This window comes from Pandoraea eparura, from assembly GCF_902459725.1.
Classification (GTDB): Bacteria; Pseudomonadota; Gammaproteobacteria; order Burkholderiales; family Burkholderiaceae; genus Pandoraea; species Pandoraea eparura.
Window position 1 is genome coordinate 741,955 of sequence record NZ_CABPSH010000001.1, and the last position, 18,010, is coordinate 759,964.

Genomic DNA, 18,010 nt, shown 5'->3' on the forward strand with positions numbered 1-18,010 from the left:
TCGTGACGGGCCTTCGCCGTCACTGCACCAGCCCTTCCTGCTTGAGGAAGTCGCTCGCCACACGCGACACGGCGCGATGGTCGATGTCGACCATGGCATTCATATCGCGCATGTTCTCGTTATTGATCTTCGCGGACAACGCGTTGAGTTCGTCGGCAAGCTTCGGATGGGCGTCGAGCACGGCCTGGCGCACGACTGGCGTGGCCGCGTATGCCGGAAAGAATCCCTTGTCGTCTTCGAGCACTTTCAGATCGAACCCTTTGTTGCGCCCGTCGCTCGTATAAACGAGACCCGCGTCAATCTGCGCGTTCTTGAGTGCCGTATAAACAAGGCCCGGATCCATCTGCTTGATGTTGCGTCGTGCAAGATGGAAGTCATAGCACCGCTCCATTGGCCCGAGCCCATCCGAGCGGCCGACGAATTCGAAGTCGAAGGCAAACTGCATCTTCGGATTCGCCCGGAACCGATCGATGAGTTGCGAGACCGTCTCGATGCCGTATTCGCGCGCGATGTTGCCTGGCACGGCAAACGCATACGTGTTGTTGAGCGTCGACGGATTGAGCCAGACCAGACCGATCTTGCCGTCGAGATCCTTCACGCGTTCATAGGTCTGCTGAGGGTCGAGCTTCTCGGTGACCTTGTTGTAGACGATCAGCGAGGTCCCGGTGTACTCCCAGACGATGTCGAGCTGATCGCTCTCCATCCCCTGGCGCATGACGACACTGCCCAGACCATTCTTGAGTTCGACGTCGTACCCCTTGCTGCGCAGGTACTGGGTCGTCATTTCCGAGAGGATCAACTGCTCGGTGAAGTTCTTGCCACCGACGGTGAGCGTCTCGGCATGGGCGGTGGCGCTCATGGCGCCCATGGCCATCACAGCGAGTGCCAGACAGGCGGCGCCGAGTCGCTGCATCCAGCGCGGCACCACACCGGCGAGCGGGCGAAACAATGAAACTTGCATGCGTATGGGTCTCCTTTGTCTTAGCGCGCAGGGGCGCCGTGACGTGCGAACCAGAGCCCGCTGGCGAATGCGACGATGCCGTCGAGCACCAGCGCGAGCAGTGCGGTTCCTCCGGCGCCGAGCAGCAGCTTGGTCGGGTCGTTCAGATAGATGCCGGGGAAGATCAGTTGTCCCAGGCTGTCCGCGCCGATCAGGAACGCGAGCGGCGCGGTGCCGACGTTGATCGCGAGCGCGGTGCGAATGCCGCCGACGATGACCGGCATGGCGTTGGGCAGGTCGACACGGAACAGCACTTGCGCGGGCGTCATGCCCATGCCGCGCGCCGACTCCCGCAACGCCGGCGGCACTTGTCGCAGGCCTTCGTACGCATTGCGCACGATGGGCAAAAGCGACGCGAGCCAAAGCGCCAGGATGGCGGGCCGGTCGCCGATGCCGAGCACGGCCATCGATAACGCCAGCACGGCGAGCGAAGGCAGCGTGTTGCCGATATTGAAAATCTGCACGGCGCGCTCGGCATACTTCTCGAACTTCGGCCGTGAGATCAGCATGCCGGCAGGTACACCGACCACGATCGCCATCGCCATCGAGACCGCCACGAGCTTGAGGTGCTGCTGGGTGTAATAGACCAGATCCCCCTGGTATTGGACGAGCGCGTCGACGCCCAGCCAATACAGCAGACAGGCAACTGCTGCGGCAACGCCGAGCAAACCGAAGCCTGCCAGATAGAAAATGCGGTACTGCTTCGCCACGTTCATGCTCCCTGTGAATGGGTTGGCAGCGCTGGCGCGAGGCAATAGCAATCGCCCCGCGTATCAACGCGGTCAAACAAGCATGACAACTGTTAGCTGCCTTGCGAATTGTGAAGTGTTCGCTCCGAAGGTCTGTGGAAGACAACGGTGACGAACCAGGCGTCGCGAATGCGACATGAGAGACAAGCTTTCGACGCCATGGGCGCCTGGGCCTCTCGGTGCACGCTCATTGAAAGCGCGCGAATGTTCTACTGCACGAACTCATTGCGTGATGGAACGGAATGCCGGCGCAACGAGGAACACCGACAACCCTTTTGCTTCTGCTTCTATGAACCAATCGAGGCGATTGGCTTTTTTTATTCTAGTACAGATAGTACGTCGCTGCCAACCCATCGGCCTTCATTCGGGAGGAATCCCGAGTATTTACTTGTGATATCCATTCACATTTTTTCATATATATCGGATTCCAAATCAATTGTGTGCTCGGCAATCCACCGTCATTATTGGCGTTGCGGGAATCCCCGAGTGAACGTCCCGAATTCCGCCAATCCAATGTTCCGCAGATCGGAACATTGTGTCGCATTAATTTTTTCCGCAGCGACGATTCTGCGGGGTAGCGCCCCCTGAAAACGGTGCGCAAAGCACCGGAAATCCGGGCCGTCGTGGGGGTCGAACGGGAATGTCACGCTCACCATCCGAAACGGATGCCAACCCGAAGAAACTCGTGTATTCTCCGAGGTTTATCTTAGTTTTCAACTATTTAGCGGGAAATCGGGGAAACGGGACGGTCACGTGAGGCGACGACCTTGCGGCCAGTCTCTGGCGCGATGGTTGAACGGCAAAAGGGCGATCGTGCGCGAAGCACGAGGGCGTTGATTGGCGAATAACAACTATGAAAAGTACCATCAGCCGTACCGAACAAGGCAATCGTGTTGCTGCCACCGTCATCCTGATGGCATGCGCGGCACTCACGCTCACCGGCTTTCTCGCACGCGCCATCCAGGGCGAGGTGAATCCGCTATTGACGTTCTTCCTCGTCTCCGCCGGCGGCATCCTCAATCTGTCGACGGCGTGCCTGCTTGGCGTGCAGTACCTCTATAACGGCAAGCGATACTTCGCGCAATTCGGATGCGCGTTTCTGCTTCGCGGCCTCTTCATGTTCACCGAGGGCGTACTGCTCGCGAATCAACTCGCCGGCATTGCGACACACGTCACGCATGCCCCCTTCTGGCTCTGGCTGATGGCCGAAGCGAGTTTCGCCGCTTACGTGATGCTGAGTGTGCGTAGTTATTCACGCACGCGCAGCGATCCGCACATCCGACCCGGCTACAAGGAAGCGGCGCGCTATGGCGCCACCGTGCTCGTCATCTGGGCAACGACGTCGCTGGCGCTGGTCGGCACCGGTCGCACGCTCGCCACGCCGCCGCTGCCCGGCGGCGGCGTCGAGACGCTCGCGCTCTACGCGCTCTTCGTCGCGTATGTCGTGCTGTGGTGGCGGGTCGCGGCGGTCACACGGCTGTCCCACAAGCTGTTCCTGCTCGTGTGGGTTGTCGTCACCATCTCGCTGTGCGAGTTGCTGCTGTCACTGACGGCGCCCAGCGACGCGTCGTATCAATGGTATGCCGCACGCCTTCTCGCACTGGCATCGCCCGGTGTGGCAACCCTCGCCCTGGTCTGGGAAATCACGCGCCAGTACCAGTCGCTTGCGCTCACGAATACGGATCTGGTCGAGAAGGTATTCGTCGATCCGCTCACGCACATCTACAATCGCCGCTACTTCGACAATCGCATCCGCCTCGTAGCGGACCGGGTGCAGCAACGTGCAATACCGCTATCTTTACTGCTGATCGACATCGACTTCTTCAAGCAGGTCAACGACCGCTACGGGCATCCCTTCGGCGATGCCGTGCTGCAACGCATCGCCACCACGATCCAGCACTGCATTCGACTGCCGAGTGACTTCGCGGTGCGTTTGGGCGGTGAGGAGTTCGCGGTGGTGCTGCCGGAAATCGATCAGCACGCCGCGCTACGCGTGGCGGATCGCATTCGCGAATCGGTCAAGCGCGCAAGCACCGACATGCTCCCCGAGAAGGCGCGCGACAAAGGCGAGGCCATCACGATCAGCGTGGGCATTGCCACATGGCAACCGGGAGAGCCGCTCGTCATCAGCGCGATGCTCGAGCGCGCCGACAAGGCGCTCTATCAGGCCAAGCACAAGGGACGCGACCAAAGCGTGCTGGGTCAGTTGGCGGCCTGATGCCGCGCTACGCCACCACGCTCAGCCACGCGGGCGGAACGGCGGCCCCTTGAGTTCGACGGTATTGCCGTCGGGATCGTCGAGATAGCACGACGGCCCCTCGCCGTGCGCGCCGTAGCGCGGCATGACGTCACCCAGCGTCACGCCGTGCGAGGCCAGTCCCTGGCGGATGGCCACATCATCGAACGGCTCCACGCGCAGACAGAAATGATCGAGATTGCGTCCCTCCGGGCCAGGCGCAGCGCCGCCGCGGCGGCCGATCTCCCCGGCCACGTCGACCAGGTCGATCAACGCGTCGCCTGCGCGCAGTTGCACCAGCCCGATGTCGGCCTGCACCTTCTCCAGCGTGCAGCCCAGCACATCGATGTAGAAATGCTGGAGCCGCTCGACATCGTTGGTGCGAAGCACCACGTGATCGAGCGCCACGAACGGAATCTTCATCAGGCACTCAGCGCATAGCGCCGCCGCTTCTCGACCTTGGTCTCGCGGGTCATTTCGTTGCGGCCGTCCTCGAACACGGTCTCCAGCCGCACCGTGAAACCCCACAGTCGCGCCACATGCTTGAGCACCTCTTCGAAGCTGTCATCGAGCGGCTTGCGATCGCTTTGCACATGACGCAGCGTGAGCGAGCGATCGCCGTGCAGATCGACGTGCGCTACCTGGATGTTCGGCTCCAACTGGCTGAGGTTGTATTGCTGCGCGAGCATCTCGCGAATCTCACGATAGCCGGAGTCGTTATGAATGGCCGTCACGCGCAAGCGGCTGTCGCGGTCGTCGTCGAGCACGGAGAACAGCTTCAGGTCGCGAATGACCTTGGGCGACAGAAACTGCTGGATGAAGCTCTCGTCCTTGAAGTTGCGCATGGCGAAATCGAGCGTCGTCAACCAGTCGGTGCCCGCGATGTCCGGCGCCCATTGACGGTCTTCGTCGGTCGGCGCTTCGCATATGCGGCGGATGTCCTGGAACATCGCAAAACCCAGCGCATACGGATTCAGACCGCTGTAGTACGGACTATCGAACGACGGCTGGTAAACCACGTTCGTGTGCGCATGCAGGAACTCCATCATGAATGCGTCGTTGACGAGCTTCTCCTGGTAGAGCTGCTGCAGAATCGTGTAGTGCCAGAACGTCGCCCAGCCTTCGTTCATCACCTTGGTCTGGCGTTGCGGATAGAAGTACTGCGCGAGCTTGCGCACGATGCGCACGATCTCACGCTGCCAAGGGGCCAGCTTGGGTGCGTTCTTTTCGAAGAAGTACAGCAGGTTCTCCTGCGGCTCGCCCGGGAACGGTGCTTCTTCGGTCTCAGCAGGATCGAGCCCGTCGTCCTCGTCGTCATCGTGCAGGGGATGATGGGGCAACGTGCGCCACAGATCGTTGATCTGCATTTGCAGATAGTTCTCGCGCTCCTTCTGGCGCGCCTGCTCCTGCGCGAGCGACAGGCGCTTGGGCCGCTTGTAGCGGTCAACGCCGTAGTTCATGAGCGCATGGCAGGAGTCGAGCAGCAACTCGACCGACTGTTCGCCGTAGCGCTGCTCACACTCGGAGATGTAGTTGCGTGCGAACAGCAGGTAGTCGACGATCGCGTCGGCGCTCGTCCAGGTGCGGAACAGGTAGTTGCCCTTGAAGAACGAGTTGTGACCGTAGCTGGCGTGCGCGATGGTCAGCGCCTGCATGGTCATGCTGTTCTCCTCCATCAGATACGCGATGCAGGGGTTCGAATTGATGACGATCTCATACGCCAGCCCCATCTGCCCACGCTTGTAGCCGCGCTCGGACGACAGGAAGTGCTTGCCGTACGACCAGTGGTGGTAGCCGATGGGCAGCCCCACGGTCGCGTAGGCGTCGAGCATCTGCTCTGCGGTGATGATCTCGATCTGGTTGGGGTACGTGTCGAGCCTGAAGTTCGCCGCGATGCGCGCGATCTCATGTTCGTAGCGTTGAATCAGCTCGAACGTCCATTCCGATCCGGTGGATATATACGCCATGATGCGTCCTCGTTGCCCTCGTTGGGGTATCGACGCGGGACCGTTTTCAGGCCGCCTTCTTCTTGAACAGGTCGTGCAGCACCGGATAGATCTCGGCCGCCTCCATGATGCGCTGCATCGCGAAGTTCGGGTGCTGCTGCTTGACCGACAAGTATTCGTTCCACAGATTCTGCGGCTCGGCGCTGGCCACCTCCACATACGCGAAATACTGGACGGCCGGCATGATCGACTGCATCAGAATATCGCGACAGATGGGCGAATCGCCGTCCCAGTTATCGCCGTCGGACACCTGCGCCCCGTAGATGTTCCAGTCGCTCGGCGAGTAGCGATCCGCGATGATTTCCGTCATCAGCTTGAGTGCGCTGGAGACGACGGTCCCCCCCGACTCACGCGCATAGAAGAAGTCGTCTTCGTTGACCTCCTTCGCCGTCGTATGGTGCCGGATGAGCACCAGGTCGATGCGCTCGTAGTTATGCCGCAGAAACAGGTAGAGCAGCATGAAGAAGCGCTTGGCCAGTTCCTTGCGGCTCTGGTCCATCGAACCGGAGACGTCCATCAGACAGAACATGACAGCCTGCGCCTGAGGACGCGGCTGCATGATTCGGTTCGAGTAGCGCAGGTCGAGCTTCTCGATGTAGGGAATGGCTTCGATGCGCGTGCGAAGTCGCGACATCTCGGGCAACATCGCCAGCGCGCGCGGCGACGTGTCGCCCTCGCGCGAGACAATGTCCGCGTACTCGGCCTCCAGTTCGCGCAACTGCTTGCGGTACGGCGCCGTGAGCGCGATGCGGCGACCCAGCGAGCTGCGCATCGTACGAATGACGTTGAGGTTCGACGGCGTACCGTCGACAGAGTAGCCCGCACGAACCTTGCGGAATTCCGGAATCTGCGCGAGCCGGCGTTTAGCGAGGTCCGGCAGGGCCATGTCCTCGAAGAAGAATTTCAGGAACTCCTCGCGCGAGAGATTGAAGACAAAATCGTCCTCGCCCTCTCCCGAATCGCTGGCGCGACTGCCGCCGCCCCCTGCGCCCGACGGCGGACGCTCGAAGTTGTCGCCCACCACGAACTCGCGATTGCCGGGATGAATCATCTCCCGCCGCCCGCCGGGTCCGTGGTGAAACAACGGCTCCGAAATGTCCTTGACCGGGATCGAGACCTGTCCGCTGCCATCGATATCGGTAATCTTGCGCCCAGTCACCGCCTTCGCCACCGCGCGCCGAATCTGGTCGCGATAGCGCTTGATGAAGCGCTGCTGGTTGATGGCGCTTTTGTTCTTGCCGTTTTGCCGTCTGTCGATGATTGCTGACATAGTGGCCCCGATTGGTTACGAGGATTTGCGCACGCGCAGATACCATTCCACGAGCAGGCGAACCTGCTTCGGGGTATAGCCTTTTTCCACCATACGGTTGACGAAGTTGGCGTGCTTTTCCTGATCCTCCTTGGACGACTTCGCGTTGAACGAGATCACCGGCAGCAAATCCTCGGTCGTCGAGAACATGCGCTTTTCGATGACCGCACGCAGCTTCTCGTAACTCGTCCAGAGCGGATTCTTGCCCGCGTTGTTGGCGCGCGCGCGCAGGACGAAGTTGACGATCTCGTTGCGGAAGTCCTTCGGGTTCGTGATCCCGGCCGGCTTCTCGACCTTCTCCAGCTCGTCGTTGAGCGCCGTGCGATCGAGAATCTCGCCGGTGTTCGGATCGCGATACTCCTGATCCTGAATCCAGAGATCCGCAAAATTCACATAGCGATCGAAGATGTTCTGACCATACTCCGAATACGACTCGAGGTAGGCGGTCTGAATCTCCTTGCCGATGAACTCCACGAACGGCGCCGTCAGATACTCCTTGATGTAGGCAAGGTAGCGCTTCTCGACTTCTCCCGCATACTGCTCGCGCTCGATCTGCTGTTCGAGCACATACAGCATGTGCACCGGGTTGGCCGCGACTTCGGTGTTGTCGAAGTTGAAGACCTTCGAGAGCACCTTGAAGGCGAAGCGCGTGGACATGCCCGTCATTCCCTCGTCCACCCCGGCATAGTCGCGATACTCCTGGTACGACTTGGCCTTCGGGTCGATGTCCTTGAGGTTCTCACCGTCGTAGACACGCACCTTGGAGAAGATGTTGGAGTTCTCGGGCTCTTTGAGTCGCGTGAGCACCGCAAACTGGGCGAGCATCTTGAGCACGTTCGGCGCGCGCGGCGCGTTGGCGAGCGAGCTGTTCTTCACGAGCTTTTCGTAGATCTTCACCTCGTCGGTCACGCGCAGGCAATACGGCACCTTCACGATGTAGATCCGGTCGAGGAAAGCCTCGTTGTTGCGGTTGCCCTTGAAGCTTTGCCACTCGGCCTCGTTCGAGTGCGCGAGCACGATACCGTCGAACGGAATCGCCCCAAACCCTTCCGTGCCCTTGTAATTACCCTCCTGAGTCGCGGTCAGCAGCGGGTGGAGCACCTTGATCGGCGCCTTGAACATTTCCACGAACTCGAGCAGGCCGCGGTTGGCCAGACACAAGCCGCCCGAATACGAGTAGGCGTCCGGATCGTCCTGCGGATACTCCTCGAGCTTGCGGATGTCGACCTTGCCGACCAGCGACGAGATGTCCTGGTTGTTCTCATCACCCGGCTCGGTCTTGGCAATGGCGATCTGTTGCAGCACCGACGGCCGCACCTTGACCACGCGGAACTTGGTGATATCGCCGTTGAACTCGTTCAGGCGCTTGGTGGCCCACGGCGACGGAATCGTATTGAGATACCGAACCGGAATGCCGAAGTCCTCTTCCAGAATCTTGCCGTCTTCCTCGGGCGAGAACAGACCCAGGGGCGACTCGTGCACCGGCGATCCCTTCAGGCAATAGATGGGCACATCCTCCATCAGCGCCTTGAGCTTCTCGGCCAGCGACGACTTGCCACCGCCCGGAGGACCCAGCAGGTACAAGATCTGTTTGCGCTCTTCGAGCCCCTGCGCGGCATGCTTGAAGAACGACACGATCTGCTCGATCGTGTCTTCCATGCCGTAGAAGTCACGGAAGGCAGGATAGATCTTGATGATCTTGTTCGAGAACAAGCGCGAGAGCCGCGGGTCGTGGTGCGTGTCGATGAGCTCTGGCTCACCGATGGCGCGCAGCATCCGCTCGGCCGCCGATGCATACGCCGTCGCGTCCTTCTTACAGATTTCCAGGTATTCCTGGATGCTGTACTCCTCTTCCTTGCGTGCTTCGAAACGTGTCGTGTAGTGGCTGAAAATATCCATATGCCTCACCCCCGCCTCATCGGAAAACATCGCGACGCGATGTCCGCTCTGTTGCCTAAGACCCGGATGACTGCGCAAAGGTTTCGACCTGGCTCACCACATGCCGGAGCGACTGTCGCGAAACCCTTCGCACGGCCCCCTCCCTTACATGAACGACTCAAAATTGCTTTAGGTTGACTTTAAACTTGTCACCGGAAATTGCAACCGTTACCTCATCATATGCACAAAACTAAAAAACTGTCGCTAGATATTTTCCGCAGCGCTAAGCATCCCCTATCCGCTATATTCCACGGGGCTTTGCGCGCGATCTACGCATTGCGCACGTCAACCGAACCACATCACAAATCGCGCGATTTTTCGGCGCCTTCCCCACGCAATGCGCACTCGGGTTTGCCTGCATTCCTCGGCATTTGATTTCCTCGACGCTTATTAAGGAATACTATTTATTCGATAGCGTTTTCGGCTGACATTCGGCGCACCGTGCGCAGTGGTTTGCGGAAAAAAAAGGGGGTGGCCCGACGACGTCGACGAACGCGAAGACGTGGGCGCGAGATGGGGTGCTTTCCCGTCGAGGCGACGCGACTGCGCGAAGTCGCGAAGGTCGTGCGATCGTCACGCCCGAGGGCATGGTGTCGCAGGCGGAAAGTCGACGACGGCCGGATGTCTGAACGGGCGAACCTCCTCGATGTTGTCGGCATGCCCGCAGCGCCGGCTTCATGCCCCGTCGGTGGGTTCCCGACCGGCCCGCGGCGCCGCAACATGCCACCGTCTCATCAATACCTTGCTAATTGCCGATCCCTGGAATGAAGCGAACAGCGTGCCAGTCGATCGCGCTTGAACTCATGTTACGCCGGTTCGCCAGACTCTGCTGCGCGGATATGTAACGTGCGGTGGCCCGTGGCGCGACGCGTCCTTCTTGCCACCGCGCGCCGCTGTCCCTTGCGCGCGGCGTCATAGGGCATTTCATGGCATAATGCAACCTTGTTGCATTTATTACACAGTTGCAAACTGTGCCCGGGCACTGCCTTTTCGCCCCACCGCTGATTCTGTCCATGCTTCGTCCATGATCCGCTTTTCCGTTTGGCTCTACCGCCTGGCTGGCTGGGAGCGCACTGCCCTCATGTTGCTGGTGCTGCTGCCGCTTTGGGCGCTCGTCTACTGGGCTGTGCAGGGGGTCGCGTCGTGATCGGCTGTCATGATCTCTCGGTCCACTTCGGGCCCAACGTCGCGCTCGATCGCGTGAGCGCGACATTCGCGCCGGGCGTGCTCTCTGCGGTCGTGGGCCCCAACGGCGGCGGCAAGACGACGCTGCTGCGCGCGCTCGCGGGCCTGCAGAAAAGCTCGACGGGCAAGATCGTCTGCGACGGCGCGGTCGCCTATTTGTCGCAGCGTCCCGAGACCGATCACCGCTTCCCCATGTGCGTCGAGGAGTATGTGCTGACCGGCACGTGGCGGCGCACGGGCGACGCACGCCGCCTCGGGCGCGACGAATTCGACCGCGTTCACGACGCACTGGCGCGCGTCGGTCTTGCCGACAAGCGCGCGCAAGCCCTGGAGGCGTTGTCAGGCGGACAATGGCAGCGCGCCCGCTTCGCACGGCTGATGGTGGAAGACGCCCCCATTGTCTTGCTGGATGAACCGTTGACCGGCATCGACGTGCCCTCGGCGGAACTGTTGCTTGCCTTGCTGGATCAATGGCGCGACGAGGGGCGCACCGTGGTGACGGTGCTGCACGATCTGCCGCTGGTGCGCGAGCGCTTCGCGTACGTCGCCGTGATGGCTGGCCGGCTGGTGTCCGAGGGCACGCCGGCCGCGTGCCTGCAAGGCGGGCTGCCGGCGGCCGACAGCACCGGAGGCGGCACGCATGCCGGCCTGTCCGGCGCCGGCGGCTACACCGCCCGCGTCGCCGGCGGCGCGCCCAAGGCCTATGGCCCGCTTCAACGCACAAGCTCGCACCCGTCGGGCATGCTCCCCCCGTCGCACGGAGGCCATCGGTGAGCGCGCTACTGGATCTGATCGTCGGCCCATTCTCGGAATTCGACTTCATGCGCCATGCGCTGGTGGGCAGCCTCGCGCTGTCAATCGGCTGCACACCAGTGGGGGTGTTCCTCGTGCTGCGGCGCATGAGCCTGATGGGCGATTCGCTCTCGCATGCGGTGTTGCCCGGCGCGGCCATCGGCTACCTGATCGGCGGCCTGTCGCTGCCCTGGATGGCGGGCGGTGGGATGGTGGCCGGCTTGCTCGTGGCCCTGCTCGCCGGACTGTCGAGCCGGCGCACGCGACTTGACGAAGGCGCATCGTTCGCCGGCTTTTATTTGCTGGCGTTGGCCGGCGGCGTGGTGATCGTCTCGAAATGGGGCAACAGCGTCGACCTGATGCATCTGCTGTTCGGCTCGGTGCTCGCGGTGGACGATCCGTCGCTGATGCTCGTGGCCGCGATCGCAACCGTGACGCTCCTGTGGTTCGGATGGCATTATCGCGGTCTTGTGCTCGACAGCGCCGATCCGGCGTTCCTCGGTCACGGGCAGGGCAAGAGCGTCATGCGCCATCACTTGGGCTTCACGGTGCTCACGGTGATGAACCTCGTCGCGGGGTTTCAGGCGATGGGCACGCTCATGGCCGTGGGACTCATGATGCTGCCGGCAGCGACCGCCCGGCTAGTCGCCCGCACGCTGCCGGGCATGCTGCTCGTGGCCTGGCTGGTCGCGAGCGCGTCGAGCGTGATCGGGCTGCTGATATCGTATTACCTGGCCTGCCCTTCGGGACCGGCCATCATTTTGACGGCAGGCATCGCCTACCTGGGCGCGCTGCTTGCCACGTCGGGCCACGCCAGCACGGCGAAGGCCCCGGCGCTTTGAGAGAGGAAAACATGTTCGGATTGGGTCAATCGGCTGGCAAATCGTGGCTGGGCACGGTGCGCTTCGCCACACTGCTCGCCCTGGCGCTGGCGCTCGTCAGCCCGGCACGCGCGCAGGACACGCACCTGCCCGTTGCCGCAAGCTTCAGCATCCTGTCCGACATCGTCAAGGCCGTCGGCGGCGACCGCGTCGACGTCACGACGCTCGTCGGCCCCGATCAGGACACCCACGTCTACGAGCCGACCCCGGCGGATGTCGCCAAGATTTCGGGAACCAAGCTCTTCTTCGTCAATGGCCTGGGCTTCGAAGGCTGGATGCCCCGCCTGATGAAGGCGAGCCACTATCCCGGCAAGCTCGTCACCGTCACGAACGGCCTCAAGCCCCGCACGATGGTCGACGAGGGAAGGACCGTACCTGACCCGCATATGTTCCAGGACCCCGAGCGTGTCAAAACGATGGCCGACAACATCGCCGCCGCGCTCTCGCGAGCGGATCCGGCCGGCAGCGCCTATTACGCGGAACGTGCCAAGAATTACCGCGGCGCGCTCGACGACCTGATCACCTGGGCCAACAAACAGTTCGCCCCGATCCCGCCCGCCCGCCGTGTCGTCCTCACGTCGCACGACGCCTTCGGCTATCTCGGCCAGCGCTTTGGCATCCGGTTCCTCGCCCCGGAAGGGGTGTCGACCGAGAGCGAAGCCAGCGCCAGGGACGTGGCGAACCTGATCCGCGTGATCCGCCGCACCGGCATCAAGGCCGTCTTCATGGAAAACATCTCCAATCCGCGCCTGATCCAGCGCATCGCCCGGGACGCCAAGGTGAGCGTGGACGGCAAGTTGTATTCCGATGCCCTGTCGCAGAATCCGGAAGCCACGACCTACCTCCAGTTGTTCCAGCACAACGTGCGCGCCATCGCGAACGCGATGAAGGACAACCGCTAGTCGCCCACCGCCCTGCCCGCCACGGTGCACGCGTTATACGCGTTATAATGCGTGCACCACACACCGGCCCCGCTACGGAGGTCCGGACAGGCCGGCCATGCCGGCTTTTGCGTTTGGGCCGCCGCCTTTCTCTCGCGGGCGGGCAAGACGGAACCCCTGAAACACTCACTGCGGACGCCCCCAGGTCAACCACTGCGAACGGCGCACACTCAATGGCAAAGAAGATTTATATCAAGACGTTCGGCTGTCAGATGAACGAGTACGACTCGGACAAGATGGCGGACGTGCTCGGCGCCGCCGAAGGCCTCGAAAAGACGGACTCCCCCGAAGACGCCGACGTCATTCTGTTCAACACCTGCTCCGTGCGCGAAAAGGCGCAGGAAAAGGTGTTCTCGGATCTGGGCCGCATGCGCGCGCTCAAGGAAACCAAGCCGGATCTGGTCATCGGCGTCGGCGGCTGCGTCGCCAGCCAGGAAGGCGCCGCCATCGTGCAGCGCGCGCCCTATGTGGACGTGGTGTTCGGCCCGCAGACCCTGCACCGCCTGCCGCAGATGCTCGAAGCACGCCGCGCCACCGGGCGCTCGCAGGTCGACATCTCGTTCCCGGAAATCGAAAAGTTCGATCACCTGCCGCCGGCCAAGGTCGAGGGCGCGACTGCGTTCGTCTCGATCATGGAAGGTTGCTCGAAGTACTGCAGCTACTGCGTGGTGCCGTACACGCGCGGGGACGAAGTCTCGCGCCCGTTCGAGGACGTGCTCACCGAGATCGCCGGCCTGGCCGAGCAAGGTGTGCGTGAAATCACGCTGCTGGGGCAGAACGTGAATGCCTACCGCGGCTTAATGGGCGACGGGGCCGACGGCGAAATTGCCGACTTCGCGCTGCTCATCGAATACGTGGCCGAGGTGCCGGGCATCGAGCGCATCCGCTACACGACCAGCCACCCGAAGGAATTCACGCAACGCCTGATCGACACCTACGCCAAGGTGCCCAAGCTCGTGAGCCACCTGCACCTACCCGTGCAACACGGCGCCGACCGCGTGCTCTCGGCGATGAAGCGCGGCTACACCGTACTGGAGTACAAGTCGATCATCCGCCGCCTGCGCCAGGTGCGCCCGGACATGTCGATGTCGTCGGACTTCATCGTCGGCTTCCCCGGCGAGACGGAAGAGGATTTCGACAAGCTCATGGCGATGATTCACGAGATCGGCTACGACACGAGCTTCTCGTTCATCTACAGCCCGCGCCCGGGCACGCCGGCCGCCAACCTGCCGGACGATACGCCGCGCGAGGTCAAGCTGCGCCGTCTGCAACACTTGCAGGCCGTGATCGAGGAAAACGCCGCGCGCATCAGCCAGGGCATGGTCGGCTCGCGCCAGCGCATTCTCGTCGAAGGCGTGTCGCGCAAGGACCCCAACGAGCTGCAGGGCCGCACGGAGAACAACCGCGTAGTGAACTTCCCGGCGACCGAAGCGCAGCGCGCCAGCCTGATCGGCCAGATGACCGACGTCGTGATCACGCTCGCCTACCCGCACTCGCTGCGTGGCGAACTCATCACCACGCACTGACCAAAATTTGCGAATATGAACGGACCCGGCAGATTCGGGCGCGCCTATCTCCGATATCGCGTGTCCGAGCCTGCCCCCGGGCGACTCCCCCGAACGATCTGAACAGGCACCCGACCGGATCATCTTGAAAGCACCCGTCCAAGAATTCACCGCCCCGCGCGACGACAATCGCCGTCTGGCCAATCTCTGCGGCCCGCTCGACGAGAACCTGCGTCAGATCGAACAGGCGCTCGACGTCTCCATTTCCCGCCGCGGCCATCGCTTCGCCGTTCGCGGCAAAAGCGCCGCGATCGCCACTCAGGCCATCGAGAGCTTCTACAACCGCGCCACCGAGCCACTGTCCGTCGACGACATCCAGCTCGGGCTCGTGGAGTCGCGTCAGGGCCTGGTGCCGAGCGTGCGTCATGGCGACGACAACCCGTTTGCCGCCGGTGAGACGGAAGACGGATCGCCCGTGCTGCACACCCGTCGCAGCGACCTGCACGGCCGCACGCCCGCGCAACGCGAGTATCTGAAACAGATCCTCTCTCACGACGTGACGTTCGGTATCGGCCCGGCCGGCACCGGCAAGACCTATCTGGCCGTGGCCTGCGCCGTCGACGCGCTCGAGCGTGACGCGGTCAAGCGCATCGTGCTCACGCGTCCGGCGGTGGAAGCCGGCGAGCGCCTGGGCTTTCTGCCCGGCGACCTGGCACAGAAGGTCGACCCGTATCTGCGCCCGCTCTACGACGCGCTCTACGATCTGCTCGGCTTCGACAAGACGCAGAAGTACTTCGAGAAACAGATGATCGAGATCGCGCCGCTCGCCTACATGCGCGGGCGCACGCTCAACCACGCGTTCATCATTCTGGACGAGGCGCAGAACACCACGCCCGAGCAGATGAAGATGTTCCTCACCCGTATCGGCTTCGGCAGCAAGGCGGTCGTGACCGGCGACACCACGCAGGTCGACCTGCCGCGCGGTCAGAAGAGCGGCCTGATGGAGGCGCAGGTGATCCTGAAGAACGTTCGCGGCATCGCCGTGACCCGCTTCACCAGTGTGGACGTGGTGCGTCATCCGCTGGTCGCCCGCATCGTCGATGCCTACGACGCGCACGCGCAACTCGCCGACGCCAGCCTCGACGTGTTGGTGCCGTCCGACCGCGCCCCTCGCGCCGCTCGCGTGTCGCGAGGCAAGGCATGAGCGAGCGGGCACCGCGTTCGCCGCGTCACGCGCTCACGCTGACGCACCAGTTCGTGGCCGGTCCGGCGTTCGCCGCGCACAAGGCATTGCTCTCGCGCACCGCCGTACGCCGCTGGGTACAGGCCGCGCTGCTCGCCGACGCCGAACTGACCTTGCGGTTCGTCGACGCCGAAGAAGGACAGTCGCTGAACCGTGGCTATCGCGGCAAAGACTACGCGACCAACGTACTCACGTTTGCCTATGCGCAGGACGAGAGCGATCCGGTAACCGGCGACATCGTGTTGTGCTGTCCGGTGGTCGAGCGCGAGGCGAACGAACAGGGCATTACCCTCGAAGCGCATTACGCCCACCTGATCGTGCATGGCGTGCTGCACGCGCAAGGCTACGACCACGAAGCGGACGACGAGGCGCAGGAGATGGAAGCGCTTGAAACAGAGATTCTCGCCGGGCTCGGCTACGCCGACCCTTACGCGGCGGAGAAGACCCCGACGTCCCGCACACCGGCCAACACGCGCCGCGCCTGAATCAATATCACATGGATCGCCTGCCCGACCGCCCGACTGCCCCCGGGACACTGCCGGCCAGCGTGTCGAGCGGCCCAGGGTGCAACCAGTACCCGCCGGATCTCGGCGACGCCCGTCATCTGAGCCGGGACGAACTGGCCGGCTCGCTCGACACCGCGCTCGCCCACTGGGACGGTCGCGAGGATCTGTGGATCTTCGCGTATGGCTCACTCATCTGGAATCCCGGGCTGCCCGTCGAAGAGAGCCTGCACGCGCGCGTGTTCGGCTATCACCGGGGGCTGTATCTGTGGTCGCGCGTCAATCGCGGCACCCCGGAGCAACCGGGACTCGTGCTGGCACTCGACCGTGGCGGGTCGTGCGCAGGCGTGGCGCTGCGGCTCTCGGCGGCCAGGGCGCGCGCCGAACTCGAAACCCTCTGGCATCGCGAGATGGCGATGGGCTCGTATCGTCCGGCATGGCTAAATTGCTCGCTCGCCGACGGCCGCAGCGCGTCCGCGCTCGCGTTCGTCATGCGACGCGACGTGAAGAGCTACGCCGGCCGCCTGCCTGACGACATTATTCGCAAGGTCTTCAATCAGGCGCAGGGACGCTACGGCACCACACACGATTACGTCGCCCGCACGGTCAAGGCGCTGCGCGACGCCGGCATGCCCGACCCGGCGCTCGAAGCCGTATTGCACCGCTGCGGTGCGCGTTGACGCGGCTCGATCGTCCTGACATCCGCGGCATTGCGCGGGCGCGAACGCCGTAGGGCGAAACGCTGCGTTGCTGACGCAGAGATGCCATGCATCTGGTGTATCCTTGAGCTTCCTGTAACAGCTCGGCGTCCGCCCACCTTGGACGCGCCGTCATGAACGACCCTTATCCCAGTCGACCCGGTCGAAAAAACACCGATAAACCCCGCTCGCTGCTCGAACGCCTCACCGATCTGATTTCCCCGGAGCCGGAGTCGCGTGCGGAGCTGCTCGAAATTCTGCAAGACGCCCACGCCCGCAACCTGATGGACGCCGATTCGCTGGCGATGATCGAGGGCGTGTTTCAGGTGGCCGACCTGTGTGCCCGCGACATCATGGTGCCGCGCGCGCAAATGGACGCCATCAACATCGAACAGACCCCCGACGAGTTCGTCCCCTTCGTGCTGGAACAGGCGCACTCGCGCTATCCGGTATACGAAGGCAATCGCGACAACATCATCGGCATTCTGCTCGCGAAGGATCTGCTGCGTTACTACGCCAATCACGACTTCGACGTGCGCGACATGCTGCGCCCGGCGGTGTTCATCCCCGAGTCGAAGCGCCTGAACGTGCTGCTGCACGACTTCCGCGTCAATCGTAATCACATCGCCATCGTCGTGGACGAATACGGCGGCGTGGCCGGCCTCATCACCATCGAAGACGTGCTGGAACAGATCGTCGGCGACATCGAGGACGAGTACGACTTCGACGAGGAAGAAGACAACATCATCGCAGCGCCCGACGGCACGTATCGCATTCGTGCCCTCACCGAGATCGAGCAGTTCAACGAGGCGTTCGGCACGCAGTTCGTTGACGCCGAGAACGACACCATCGGCGGCATGATCACCCACCAGTTCGGGCGAGTACCACGCCGCGGTGAGCGCATGCGTATCGGCAATCTCGTGTTCGAAGTGCTGCGCGCCGACGGCCGTCAGGTTCACATGCTGCTGCTGCGGCGCGTGGAGCCGGCTGCTGCCGATGCGTCGTCCGCCTGACGTCGCGATGG

Annotated in this window: 16 protein-coding genes; 10 read left to right on the top strand and 6 right to left on the bottom strand. The window is 62.7% G+C overall.

All coding sequences use genetic code 11. The annotated features are described in order from the left end of the window. Positions 1-19 precede the first annotated feature (19 nt). On the bottom strand, positions 20-961 hold the full coding sequence (locus PEP31012_RS03330) for a glycine betaine ABC transporter substrate-binding protein (RefSeq protein ID WP_246171115.1): 942 nt from the start codon (positions 959-961) through the stop codon (positions 20-22). A 20-nt stretch (positions 962-981) separates the two neighbouring features. Beyond that, a complete protein-coding gene (locus PEP31012_RS03335) occupies positions 982-1,716 on the bottom strand; it encodes an ABC transporter permease (RefSeq protein WP_150587887.1) in 735 nt (244 codons plus the stop codon). Positions 1,717-2,602: 886 nt separating this feature from the next. Between PEP31012_RS03335 and PEP31012_RS03340 the strand changes: the two genes are divergently transcribed. Next, positions 2,603-3,967, top strand: a complete 1,365-nt coding sequence (locus tag PEP31012_RS03340; RefSeq protein WP_150587888.1) for a GGDEF domain-containing protein — start codon at positions 2,603-2,605, stop codon at positions 3,965-3,967. Positions 3,968-3,988: 21 nt separating this feature from the next. Here the strand turns inward: PEP31012_RS03340 and PEP31012_RS03345 are convergent, their stop codons facing one another. Genes PEP31012_RS03345 through PEP31012_RS03360 form a run of 4 tightly spaced genes read right to left on the bottom strand, consistent with a single transcriptional unit; the run spans position 3,989 to position 9,199 of the window. Next, positions 3,989-4,408 carry a VOC family protein gene (locus PEP31012_RS03345; RefSeq protein ID WP_150587889.1) on the bottom strand — a complete coding sequence of 140 codons (420 nt, stop codon included), beginning with the start codon at positions 4,406-4,408 and terminating at the stop codon, positions 3,989-3,991. Further along, the gene (locus PEP31012_RS03350) at positions 4,408-5,952 is read right to left on the bottom strand and encodes a SpoVR family protein (protein WP_150587890.1); all 1,545 of its coding nucleotides are present in this window, start codon (positions 5,950-5,952) and stop codon (positions 4,408-4,410) included. The genes PEP31012_RS03345 and PEP31012_RS03350 overlap by 1 nt, the downstream gene beginning before the upstream one ends. Positions 5,953-5,998: 46 nt before the next feature. Beyond that, positions 5,999-7,261 carry a YeaH/YhbH family protein gene (locus PEP31012_RS03355; protein ID WP_150587891.1) on the bottom strand — a complete coding sequence of 421 codons (1,263 nt, stop codon included), beginning with the start codon at positions 7,259-7,261 and terminating at the stop codon, positions 5,999-6,001. A gap of 15 nt (positions 7,262-7,276) precedes the next feature. After that, positions 7,277-9,199 carry a PrkA family serine protein kinase gene (locus tag PEP31012_RS03360; protein ID WP_150587892.1) on the bottom strand — a complete coding sequence of 641 codons (1,923 nt, stop codon included), beginning with the start codon at positions 9,197-9,199 and terminating at the stop codon, positions 7,277-7,279. Positions 9,200-10,262: 1,063 nt separating this feature from the next. On the opposite strand from PEP31012_RS03360, the gene PEP31012_RS24120 reads away from it, so the two are divergent. The 9 genes from PEP31012_RS24120 (at position 10,263) to PEP31012_RS03400 (ending at position 17,999) form a co-directional block, all read left to right on the top strand. Then, a complete protein-coding gene (locus PEP31012_RS24120) occupies positions 10,263-10,385 on the top strand; it encodes a hypothetical protein (RefSeq protein WP_281355404.1) in 123 nt (40 codons plus the stop codon). Then, positions 10,382-11,197 (top strand): metal ABC transporter ATP-binding protein, encoded by an 816-nt coding sequence (locus tag PEP31012_RS03365; protein ID WP_174978088.1) that lies wholly within the window; start codon positions 10,382-10,384, stop codon positions 11,195-11,197. Before PEP31012_RS24120 ends, PEP31012_RS03365 begins: the two co-directional genes overlap by 4 nt. After that, on the top strand, positions 11,194-12,057 hold the full coding sequence (locus tag PEP31012_RS03370; RefSeq protein WP_174978089.1) for a metal ABC transporter permease: 864 nt from the start codon (positions 11,194-11,196) through the stop codon (positions 12,055-12,057). The genes PEP31012_RS03365 and PEP31012_RS03370 overlap by 4 nt, the downstream gene beginning before the upstream one ends. Positions 12,058-12,068: 11 nt before the next feature. After that, positions 12,069-12,998, top strand: coding sequence for a metal ABC transporter substrate-binding protein (locus PEP31012_RS03375; protein ID WP_150587894.1), 930 nt, complete (start codon positions 12,069-12,071; stop codon positions 12,996-12,998). Positions 12,999-13,210: 212 nt separating this feature from the next. Beyond that, a complete protein-coding gene (gene miaB, locus PEP31012_RS03380) occupies positions 13,211-14,563 on the top strand; it encodes a tRNA (N6-isopentenyl adenosine(37)-C2)-methylthiotransferase MiaB (protein ID WP_150587895.1) in 1,353 nt (450 codons plus the stop codon). Positions 14,564-14,684: 121 nt separating this feature from the next. Next, a complete protein-coding gene (locus PEP31012_RS03385) occupies positions 14,685-15,746 on the top strand; it encodes a PhoH family protein (protein WP_425494919.1) in 1,062 nt (353 codons plus the stop codon). After that, the gene (ybeY, locus tag PEP31012_RS03390) at positions 15,743-16,270 is read left to right on the top strand and encodes an rRNA maturation RNase YbeY (protein WP_150587897.1); all 528 of its coding nucleotides are present in this window, start codon (positions 15,743-15,745) and stop codon (positions 16,268-16,270) included. The genes PEP31012_RS03385 and ybeY overlap by 4 nt, the downstream gene beginning before the upstream one ends. An 11-nt stretch (positions 16,271-16,281) precedes the next feature. Then, positions 16,282-16,968 carry a gamma-glutamylcyclotransferase gene (locus PEP31012_RS03395; protein ID WP_246171116.1) on the top strand — a complete coding sequence of 229 codons (687 nt, stop codon included), beginning with the start codon at positions 16,282-16,284 and terminating at the stop codon, positions 16,966-16,968. 152 nt (positions 16,969-17,120) lie between these two features. After that, positions 17,121-17,999, top strand: coding sequence for a CorC family transporter (locus tag PEP31012_RS03400; protein ID WP_150587898.1), 879 nt, complete (start codon positions 17,121-17,123; stop codon positions 17,997-17,999). The last annotated feature ends 11 nt before the right edge of the window (positions 18,000-18,010 follow it).

Coding starts and splice junctions, on each gene's coding strand:
- ybeY (WP_150587897.1), top strand. CDS start 15,743: ATGAGCGAGCGGGCACCGCGTTCGCCGCGTCACGCGCTCACGCTGACG.
- PEP31012_RS03335 (WP_150587887.1), bottom strand. CDS start 1,716: ATGAACGTGGCGAAGCAGTACCGCATTTTCTATCTGGCAGGCTTCGGT.
- PEP31012_RS24120 (WP_281355404.1), top strand. CDS start 10,263: ATGATCCGCTTTTCCGTTTGGCTCTACCGCCTGGCTGGCTGGGAGCGC.
- miaB (WP_150587895.1), top strand. CDS start 13,211: ATGGCAAAGAAGATTTATATCAAGACGTTCGGCTGTCAGATGAACGAG.
- PEP31012_RS03330 (WP_246171115.1), bottom strand. CDS start 961: ATGCAAGTTTCATTGTTTCGCCCGCTCGCCGGTGTGGTGCCGCGCTGG.
- PEP31012_RS03395 (WP_246171116.1), top strand. CDS start 16,282: ATGGATCGCCTGCCCGACCGCCCGACTGCCCCCGGGACACTGCCGGCC.
- PEP31012_RS03345 (WP_150587889.1), bottom strand. CDS start 4,408: ATGAAGATTCCGTTCGTGGCGCTCGATCACGTGGTGCTTCGCACCAAC.
- PEP31012_RS03400 (WP_150587898.1), top strand. CDS start 17,121: ATGAACGACCCTTATCCCAGTCGACCCGGTCGAAAAAACACCGATAAA.
- PEP31012_RS03355 (WP_150587891.1), bottom strand. CDS start 7,261: ATGTCAGCAATCATCGACAGACGGCAAAACGGCAAGAACAAAAGCGCC.
- PEP31012_RS03375 (WP_150587894.1), top strand. CDS start 12,069: ATGTTCGGATTGGGTCAATCGGCTGGCAAATCGTGGCTGGGCACGGTG.
- PEP31012_RS03340 (WP_150587888.1), top strand. CDS start 2,603: ATGAAAAGTACCATCAGCCGTACCGAACAAGGCAATCGTGTTGCTGCC.
- PEP31012_RS03360 (WP_150587892.1), bottom strand. CDS start 9,199: ATGGATATTTTCAGCCACTACACGACACGTTTCGAAGCACGCAAGGAA.
- PEP31012_RS03350 (WP_150587890.1), bottom strand. CDS start 5,952: ATGGCGTATATATCCACCGGATCGGAATGGACGTTCGAGCTGATTCAA.